Annotated in this window: 11 protein-coding genes; 8 read left to right on the top strand and 3 right to left on the bottom strand. The window is 60.2% G+C overall.

From position 1 onward, the window contains the following. Positions 1-267 precede the first annotated feature (267 nt). Positions 268-1,608, bottom strand: coding sequence for a Do family serine endopeptidase (locus EN893_RS08470; protein ID WP_236383373.1), 1,341 nt, complete (start codon positions 1,606-1,608; stop codon positions 268-270). 285 nt (positions 1,609-1,893) lie between these two features. Here EN893_RS08470 and EN893_RS08465 point away from each other — a divergent pair, with 285 nt between their 5' ends. From EN893_RS08465 to EN893_RS08430, 8 genes are all read left to right on the top strand, one after another. Continuing rightward, positions 1,894-2,247: a hypothetical protein gene (locus EN893_RS08465; protein ID WP_127266521.1), complete on the top strand. Its 354-nt coding sequence runs from the start codon at positions 1,894-1,896 to the stop codon at positions 2,245-2,247. 238 nt (positions 2,248-2,485) lie between these two features. Next, positions 2,486-2,956, top strand: coding sequence for an Hsp20 family protein (locus EN893_RS08460; RefSeq protein WP_127266520.1), 471 nt, complete (start codon positions 2,486-2,488; stop codon positions 2,954-2,956). A 73-nt stretch (positions 2,957-3,029) separates the two neighbouring features. Further along, complete coding sequence (locus tag EN893_RS08455; protein WP_013525023.1) at positions 3,030-3,539, top strand: Hsp20/alpha crystallin family protein; 510 nt, start codon at positions 3,030-3,032, stop codon at positions 3,537-3,539. A gap of 71 nt (positions 3,540-3,610) precedes the next feature. Next, on the top strand, positions 3,611-4,378 hold the full coding sequence (locus tag EN893_RS08450) for an NADH dehydrogenase ubiquinone Fe-S protein 4 (protein WP_127266519.1): 768 nt from the start codon (positions 3,611-3,613) through the stop codon (positions 4,376-4,378). Between the two features lie 12 nt (positions 4,379-4,390). Further along, positions 4,391-4,702, top strand: coding sequence for an RNA polymerase rpb6 (locus EN893_RS08445; protein ID WP_127266518.1), 312 nt, complete (start codon positions 4,391-4,393; stop codon positions 4,700-4,702). Between the two features lie 31 nt (positions 4,703-4,733). After that, complete coding sequence (locus EN893_RS08440) at positions 4,734-5,102, top strand: SPW repeat protein (protein ID WP_127266517.1); 369 nt, start codon at positions 4,734-4,736, stop codon at positions 5,100-5,102. Between the two features lie 515 nt (positions 5,103-5,617). Further along, positions 5,618-5,932 (top strand): DUF982 domain-containing protein, encoded by a 315-nt coding sequence (locus EN893_RS08435; RefSeq protein ID WP_127266516.1) that lies wholly within the window; start codon positions 5,618-5,620, stop codon positions 5,930-5,932. Positions 5,933-6,035: 103 nt separating this feature from the next. Next, positions 6,036-6,338 (top strand): hypothetical protein, encoded by a 303-nt coding sequence (locus tag EN893_RS08430; RefSeq protein WP_127266515.1) that lies wholly within the window; start codon positions 6,036-6,038, stop codon positions 6,336-6,338. Between the two features lie 459 nt (positions 6,339-6,797). Here the strand turns inward: EN893_RS08430 and xth are convergent, their stop codons facing one another. Then, the gene (gene xth, locus EN893_RS08425) at positions 6,798-7,589 is read right to left on the bottom strand and encodes an exodeoxyribonuclease III (protein WP_127266514.1); all 792 of its coding nucleotides are present in this window, start codon (positions 7,587-7,589) and stop codon (positions 6,798-6,800) included. Between the two features lie 1,419 nt (positions 7,590-9,008). After that, positions 9,009-9,306 (bottom strand): hypothetical protein (locus EN893_RS38010; protein WP_164900764.1); only part of this gene is annotated, 298 nt, incomplete at its 5' end.

Below are 9,306 nucleotides of genomic sequence, written 5' to 3'. Positions count from 1 at the left end.
TCACAAGGCCGCGCACGCGCTCAGGAGCGGATCGCACCTTGTTCTTGTCCAGGATGTGCTCACCGATGCGCCGAACCTAAGGTCGACTTTGGTCTCGCCGACCGATGCGTCGCAGGTCGCGTGTGCAAAGCTGCAGAACAGCTCCGGCAGCCGCATGTTGAAACGGACCGCCACCTAAAACACACCGCTCATCAGCTTCACAACTCTGGTGCGCCCGGTAGGGGGCCAGGCCAGCAGCACAGATCGCGACGCCCTCTGGCCTGTCAGTCAGGAGTTTGCCACAGCAACGAAAAGCGATTGTCCCTGCCGGTCGATACGGAACAGCATTGGTCTTTTCTGCTGACGGGATTTCGCCCATTCCTCACGGACGTCGGACGGCTGGGTCATGTTTCGGTTGTTGGCCGACACGATAACGTCGCCTGGCCGGATGCCGCTTTCGGCTGCAAGACTGTTGGGAGCGACATCCTGGACGAACACGCCCGTCCTGTCGGCCTGCAGGCCGAGTTGCTGGCGCGCATCGTCCGGAATGGGGCTCAGTGATAGACCAAGGCGCTGGTCTTCTGTCCCCAGGCTTGGAATGGTACCGGTCGGTTCCTCCTGATCCCTGCGCTGATCGACAGTCAGTGACAATTCCTGGTGTGTGCCGCCCCGGTTCATTGTTACGGTCACTTTCGATCCCGGCTTTTGGCTTGCTGCCGCCAGCGTCAGGTCATGGACGCCTTGGATGTCCTTGCCGTTGAACCGGGTGATCACGTCGCCGGCCTGGATTCCCGCTTTCTGCGCCGGGCTGCCAGCCTCGACAGAGGCAACCAGCGCTCCCTTGGCGCCCGGCATTCCGAGCGCCTCGGCGATGGAGGGCGTGATCTCCTGAAGACGCACGCCGATGAAGCCGCGCTCGATGCGGCCAGTGCTGATCAGCTGGTCGACGATAGTCCGAGCGGTACGCGAGGGCACCGCGAACCCAATGCCTATGCTGCCGCCTGACGGCGACACGATTGCCGTGTTGACGCCGATGACTTCGCCGCGCGCGTTGAACAAAGGACCTCCCGAGTTACCTCTGTTGATCGAGGCGTCAGTCTGCAGGAAATCGTCGTAAGGACCGGCCTGGATATCGCGAGAGCGGGCAGAAAGGACGCCGACAGTGACCGTGCCCCCGAGGCCGAAGGGACTGCCGATGGCGATGGTCCAGGCCCCTGGTTGCATCGCGTCCGAATCCCCCCAGGCCGTCGCCGTCATGTTGGGCCGAGGATCGACTTTCAATACCGCGATGTCAGTTGCCGGATCGCGGCCCACCACCCTGGCGGGCGCCGTCTCCTTGTCGGAGAACACGACATGAATCTCAGTTGCGTCGGCGACGACATGGTTATTGGTGACGATGTAGCCTTCGGGACTGATCACAAAGCCGGAGCCGAGTGCTTCCCGCACCTGGGGCTGGATACGCCCTGCCCCGTCGAAGGGATTGAGAAAGCCGTTGAGCGTCGTTTGATCCTGGATGATCTGCTTGGTCGTGATGGCGACAACGGCTGGCAGCTTCTGACGCACAATTGCGCTGAAGTCGTTCGGAATTTCCTGTGCGGTGGCCGGAGCAAGGCCGCCAGTCGAGAGCATCAGGGCTCCTGTGATCAAGCCAATGCACAAGTTCCTGGAGAGGTAAGACATGACTGGTTCTCCTGCCGGATTCGGGTCCTTGATTTTCGTCCGACGCCAGAACTGAGATTCTCGCCGATTGTTTCACCGGCCCGATAAAATGGTTCTAAGGCGTTGACGACGGGGATGTGACCCGTGCCGAGCCATTGAAACCTGCTTGAGACGTTCCAAAATTTCGTCTGGCGGGAATCGCGAGAGCCGCCAAACTCAACCACGCAGGAGATTGTCTGAAGCGGAGGACCATCAATGGAAGCAGCCATTTCGACCCATTTTGCCTCGATTGAACCCGTGGCCCCTGACGTTTTTCTGGACCGCTTGCTGCATCCGGCACGGCATTTCAAACACCCCCACGACGTTTTGGCCGACGTTGCCCTGGACGTTCAGGAGAAGCGCGCCATCCTTTCGTCATGGGCGTCGGATGCCTGCGCGGTAGAATCCGTGCCAGCGCTTCGCATGCTGCCGGGGGCGGGTGAACCGGTCAGCTTCGATGCGATCATGGATGCGTTGCAACAATTGGATCAATCGGAAGAGCTTGCCGGTCCTGATGGCAGTGACAGCGCGGTGGTGGCCGGGTTCGTGCCATTCATCGATCGGATTTAAGCGCCACATAATTGTTCCTGCACCATGGATCCGTCGGCGAGTGACCCCGCCGGCGGGAGGGCGGCATGGGTGCGTCGCCCGGACTGCCGCTGAAAATTTTCCTATTCTTCCTCTTGAAGGTGCAAGTCGCGATTCTAAATTTGATAGTCGCCGGTCGCCCGATGGGGCCGGCAGACCAGGAGGCGGCAAGGCTCTTGGCGCCTCCTATGATCCATGTTGCTCAAAGGAGGATGTGGTTATGAACCTCGATTTTACCCCCCTGTACCGGTCCAGCATCGGCTTCGACCGCATGGTCGACATGCTTGAGAATGCGAGCCGTGTGGCCTCGTTCGACAACTGGCCGCCCTACGATATCGCCAAGGTTGATGATGATGACTATCGCATCACCATGGCGGTCGCCGGTTTCTCGCAGGACCAGCTCACCATCACTTACCAGCCCAACATGCTGGTCGTGAGCGGGTCGCAATCGGGCGATGAGAACGGCCAGTATCTCTACCGCGGCATTAACGGGCGCGCTTTCGAGCGTCGGTTCGAACTGGCCGATCATGTCAAAGTTGCTGGCGCCAGCCTCGAGAACGGGCTGCTGAGCATCAATCTCAAGCGCGAGGTTCCCGAGGAGATGAAACCGCGCAAGGTCGAGATCTCCAGCGGGGCTCGCATGCCGAAGATCGAAGCGCCCAAGGTCGAGACCGAGAAGCTGGCGGCCTGAGCAATCCACTATGAAGGCATCGCTTGAGCCGGGCGTCCGGCCCGGCTCAGAGACCTACGAAAGGAGAAAGACAATGAGCGTACGTGACTTGATCCCATGGGGCCGGGGCAACGGAAACTCGGCGCCCAGTCTCTTCCCTGATGGAGATCGAGACCCCTTCGTCTCCCTCCACCGGGAGGTAAACAGGCTGTTCGATGACGCCTTCCGCAGCTTTGGCGCCAGACTGCCGGCCTTCAGTCCCTCTTTTGCCGCCACTTGGCCCAGCGTGGAGATTTCTGACACGGACAAGGAAGTCCGCGTCACGGCGGAAATACCTGGCCTGGACGAGAGCGACATAGAAGTCCTGCTGGACAACGGGGCGCTCAAGCTTAAAGGCGAGAAGCGTTCCGAGACCGAGGACAAAGACCGGCAGTTCTCCGAGCGCTTCTACGGTCGCTTCGAGCGCCTCATTCCGCTCGGCTACGAGGTCGAGGAAGACAAGGTCAACGCCGCCTTCAAGAACGGGGTGCTGACCGTGACCTTGCCCAAGACCGAGCGGGCGCAGGCGAAGGCCAAGCGGATCGCAATCAACGGCAAGAACTGACGCACGGCAGTATGAGCAGCGGCCGTAACGGCCGCTGCTCATACCACCCTTCATTATGGGAGGGACAGACAATGGAGACAGTTCAAAGCAGCGACATCAGAAACCCAACCAAGACCTCCGGCCGGCCGGACAATGACAATCGGCCTCGTCTCGACGAGCCGGCTTTGTCAATGGGGCGGTCAGTGTTTCCGGATGGCGTGACGGCACGGATCTACCAGCCATGCCGCTCGGCCACGACCTCAGCAAAGCCCCGCAAGGACTGGCGATTGATTTTCGAACCTCGCACAGCCCCGTTCATCGAGCCGCTGATGGGCTATACGGGCGGCCGGGACACCCTGACCCAGGTTCAACTGGATTTTCCGACGCTTGAGGCGGCGATCCGTTATGCGGAGCGCCAAGGCCTCAACCACGTGGTGCAGGCTCCATCTTCTGGCTGCCAGGCCAAGGTCAGCAACAGGCAAGCATCGGAGCAGAGGCACGTCTTTTCCGACGTGGTTTGGCAACGGCTGCAATTGGCATGGCTTCAGGCAAGCCACAACTATGGCGCTGGTGCAAAGGCAGCGCACATACAGACGGCGCTTTCCGAGCCCGAGACATTCTACGCCTCTCCGATGGAGGTCGTGGATGACCCGGTACTCGCACTCGACGAGAAACTTGCCGTGCTCAAGAACTGGGCCTGGAACGAGTACCTGATCGACCTGGCCACCGCAGAAGGCATGCCGGAAAATGCACGTCCGACGCGACGGGACGAGGTTGAACTCGCTCTGCTGGCCTTGGAGGGCCGCACCCAGAGATTCCAGACTCGGCTCAGCCCGGTATGCTCCCGGATAGCCGCATGACTGGAGGCAAGAATGGACCCACTGATCGACTTCGACGCCCAACGTACGATCCCGAACCCCTTCGCGCTTGCGGTCGCGGCAGCGGGCCGGGCGCGCGGCGCAGCGCCCCGGTTGGCGGCCAGCCCGAAGAGCCGGCCGCATCTCGCATTGAGTGAGATCGCCGGCAATGCGTTCGAACCTCGGGAGATCGAATCCTTCCTCCTGACTGAGCCGATCTCGCCGAAGGGCTGCGTCCGTTTCAAATCGGGACCCAAGAAGCTTTGCGGCATCGGGCCGAACAGGCCCGCTGCCGCACCCGCCCTCGACTCAAGGGCGGTACATTGACGTACTGAAACGCAGGAAAGGAGAATGATCGATGTTGAAGAATCTCACTTCCGACAGCAGCAGGCCGGCGCTCGATGTCGTAAATATCCTTGCCGGCATCGCGCTGGCGCTCTCGCCCTGGCTCCTTGGCTATGCTGCCGATGCTGTTGCCGTCTGGCACGCCTTCATCGCGGGCGTAATCACCGTTCTGATCGCGGCGCGCGCGTTGGTGGCGTTCCACAAATTTGAAGAATGGGCGAACCTTGTCGTCGGCCTGTGGATTGTGGCCGCACCTTGGGTGCTTGGCTTTGCCGGCCTGGCGGCAGCAATGTGGTCGCACGTCATCGCTGGCGTTGTGGTTGCGGCCCTGGCAGCAGCCAGCCTTTGGCTCGCGAACAACCGACCGCTTTCTGCAGCCTGATCATAGCCGCTGGCGGGTCCGGATCTTCCGGGCCCGCTCTTTTTTTACGCGCGAGACCACAATCGATGCTGATGCCGTTCCGGTTCGGCGATCTATCCCGCGTTTGTGTGAAGTGGCCGCCATGGACATGAGTAACAGGAAACACAGTTCAACCTCTGGTACTGGATCGGCCCTTCGCGGGGCTGCTGCACTCCAGTACATCTTGACGCGAATTCCCATAGCCGGTTCGAGGCCGCCCTGCTACGCGAGGGCAAGATCGCCGACGTGCAGGTTGGTGGCTCGAAGCCCTCGCGGACTGAACCGACGCGCGGCAGCGGGATGGGGTGCACGGCGACACGATTGCCAAGAGGCTGCTGGGCTCGGCCGGCCACTTCTCTCTTGAACTGAAAAGAGGCATTTCCAATATCCTCTCTGTGCCGAGAAGGCGTCACGCGGACCGGCATGCTTTTGCCGAGGAAAATCCTGCGTCACCCGAAGAGGCACAAGCGTCGCTTTAGGCTGGAAGGGAGGTCACGATGGAAAGCGCTACGTTCAAACAGCCGATTTTTGTACGAGATGACAGTCTCGTCCTCAGAAAAATCGGTTGCGTCATGGATGCCATAGAATTTCTGGAAGAATGGCCGGTCGAAAGGCGCGGCCTTCTCCACGGGGCGGCGTGTGATACATGCTACTCGGCATATGATGGTCGCAAGTCTGTCGAGGCCGCGCACAAGACGTTTGTGACCTGGGCACGCAGGGTGGGTGTGATCGAAGACATTCCCGTGGCGCCGCCTTGGATGACAGGGCCGAAGATTGGCGGTGCAGACGAACTTATAGAAAGTGACCGTTAAACGCCCTGCGGCGGCAATCATGCGTTGACTTCGGCGCTATCGAAAGCCTAAGTCCCGGCTCCGCCCTCACGTCCAAGGCATTTTAACCCACCGAGGTTTCTAAATGGGCGAAAAATACACCAAAGCGCGTGAGCACTTTTTTGCGGCCGTTCGCGCGTTAGCGGCCTCTTCCGACAGCATTCAAACGCGGCTGATAGACGCCAACGTAAATATTTTGAACGTCACGATCGATGAATTCGACGGCGACCGAGAGCTCAAATTCAAGTTTGCGAAATTGTTAGACCTTCTGGCCGTCGATCAGGACGATATGGAGACTGTCGCTCTTGAGACCGCCGCGCATATGACTGATTTTGAAGCGACTAAGGTCGCGGATCTGATTTGCGATTTTTACTATGAGATCACCTAGCTCCGCGCGAGTTCACCCGCCGCGCGGCATGCGCCAGATGCCTGACTGACAGGCCGTGACCAGCGATCCCACGCGGCCGCTGCCGTACTGGTGCCACCCGAAGCCAAGCCCATGAGCTCCAGCGGGTACCCTCGGCGCTGGCTGCCTTCACTCCTGCATCATCCTTTAGCTTGCCGACAGGAATAGTTAGTGGGGAGCGACAAAGAGATGGCCGGTCGCGCGTGATGGCGCGGCTCGGCCTGAGAAGTAATTGGATCGGGCGGCCGAAGGACATCCCCCCTGCCATCGCTTTCGGCCGCAAGCGACTTCTCGGCGCCCGCAAACTGCCTGCGCTTGTCGGCCAGTTCAGCAGTGAATGCGAAGCTTTTGCCACCACGAGATTGGTAGATCCCATGCTCAAGTGCAGAGACCAGCTTTGCAATAGCGAAAGCCCGGCATCCTGGCGAACAACGGCACCCTTCAATCACGGCCGGGTAGGTTGAGCTCTATCCAGGCTGGCGCATGATCACTCGGTTTTTCCCAGCCGCGCAAATCAGCGTCCACGCCGGCATCACGTAATCTGGACGAAAGTGACGGGCTGACGAGGAGATGGTCCATGCGCAGGCCGGAGCTCCTGTCGAAACCGCCACGATACGAAAAGTTCCAATACGTATAGATGCCCTTCTCCGGATGGATACGGCGGACAGCATCGATCCAGCCATAACCAAGCATTTCGGCGTAAGCTTGCCGGCTCTCCGGAAAGTAGACCGCATCGCCTAGCCAACGTCCTGGCACCGCGGCATCGATCGGCGTTGGCACGACATTATAGTCGCCGCACAGAACGCTCGGGGAGCCTTCCCTGAGCAGTACCTGGCTGTAGCTGATCAGACGATCGAACCATCGGAGCTTGTAGTCGAATTTCGGGCCAGGCGCTGGATTGCCGTTGGGCAGGTACAGACAGCCGATCACGATCCCATCCACCTCCGCCTCGATATACCGGCTGTGAGTATCGTCAGGATCACCCGGGAGGCCACGCCGACGCTCCAGCGGCTCTTTCCCTCGGGCGAGTACAGCTACACCGTTATAAGACTTCTGCCCATGCCAGACGGCACCGTAACCGGCGTTCCTGATGGCTTCGGCGGGAAATTTCTCATCCGAGGTCTTCAACTCCTGAAGGCAGACGATGTCATAGTTGGTCTGACCTAGCCATCTGATGAGCACCGGCAGGCGACCGTTCACGCCATTCAAATTGAAGGTCGCGATGCGTGTCATTGCATTATGCCGGCGGCGGGGTTGTCAGTCTTGCAGGCAGCCTCGCCAATAACCGCCGCTCCTTTTCTATACCGGCGCAAATCTCGCGCCTGGGCTGGCGACCGATGTGTCTCGATGCCATGTTTTACCTCCTGCGCCCTCCCCTCTTCTGGCACGCGACCGATCCTTTGGGGAGGCTCGCCCGCAGCCGCTCTCTCGTTCGATTTAGACGGTGTTGTCCTCTCAGCTCCTTAACCGCGGTACGGGGGGAAAGTTTCACTACAGCTTTGGCATTTCGCGTGGGTTCAGGGGTCCGGAGGCTTGCTAGGCAGATGAACTTTTAGGGCCGTCACTGCGTTGCCTGCGACAAAACGCGAACGATGCATTGTGATGGATTACAACCCACGTCCCGGGCCGCAGAAGCAGGAGGCAAGTGGCGCCGAAGCCCGCTTTTCCTTCGATCGAATGGCGGTCGAGCGGTTTCAGCAGGCTTTTCCGCGCGCGAGATGGAGTGACGAGCGCAAGAGCTGGTTCGTGCCCGGCACAACGGCAGCCCGGCGGATTGACCGGTGGCTAGCGCAAGAGGCAGCGCTACGACGCCCGACGACGACAGCAAGGGACGAGATGCCTTCGCCTTCGATCCAATATCGAGCCAATATCTGGACATCGCGGACGACCTGCGCATTCGTACGCCCTACTCGAGGACAGTGCTTGAAGAGTTGCGTGCCGTCCCGTGGTCGAGTTGGGACGACGAATTGCGGGCCTGGAGAGTTCCATTTCGCTCATATGACGAGCTCCGGCGCCGGTGGCCAAGCATCGAAAAAGCTGCTCGCCATGCCGAGCCGGAGGAAAGAAAACGGCGACGTGTGGACGCCAGAAATACTGAAGGCTACAGAGCCTCGCGCCAACTGGCTGCTGAACGCCGGCGTCACCGCTACCCGTTGCCAACTCACGATCAACCTCACCTGGGTCGCGCTGTCGCAACCGAGCTCTACGGGGTCGTCGTCTTCACCGACATTTCCGGTGAAGTGGTCGCGCCATCAGACGCAACTTCCCTTTATCCTCACGCAATGGCTTCGAACGGCGAATTCGTTTGGGGCAGATGGCGCTCCGCTACACTGGGCGAACTTGTAAGGACATGGCCCGCAAGGGTGGCCGCTGGCCCGACCGAACGCCTGAGGGGTTGGTGGTGGCCAACACTTGCCGAGCTTAGAGTTGCCCGTCGAAAAGCCCGCAGTCGAGAGCGTATTGGGCGAAGTCGCAGCCGGCAGATGTGACGCTCGCATCCGGCCGTGCGGCTGGCACGAAGGTCGCTAATCGGGCTCTCCGTCGAGCGGACCTCAGGCACGTTTACGGCAGCACGAGGTCGTAGCGTTGAATGATGGGCGTGTGTTTCGGCAGAGAATTCAGCCCCCCGCTCAAGCGTCAGCTTCGCCAGTTTCACTCCGGCCGAGCTATTCCCGAAGGAACGGGGCGCCATGAAAGCCGTTGGATGCTTTTCAGCGAGAAGTCGTCATGCACCTCTTCCAAATCCTGCTTCCGCGCGCGGACAATGACGGCCGGCCATTTGAGCGGGAAGCTTTCGATCGGGTCAAGGAAGAGCTGGCTGCCCGGTTCGATGGCGTGACTGCCTACCTTCAGGCGCCAGCGGAGGGGTTGTGGCAAAAGGGTGCCGACTCCGCCATCGACGAAATTGTCATCTTCGAGGTCATGGCGGAAGAAGTCGACTTGTCCGATT

Source organism: Mesorhizobium sp. M7A.F.Ca.CA.004.04.2.1, from assembly GCF_004022825.1.
Taxonomy (GTDB): domain Bacteria; phylum Pseudomonadota; class Alphaproteobacteria; order Rhizobiales; family Rhizobiaceae; genus Mesorhizobium.
This window is presented reverse-complemented; position numbering and strand designations above follow the sequence as displayed.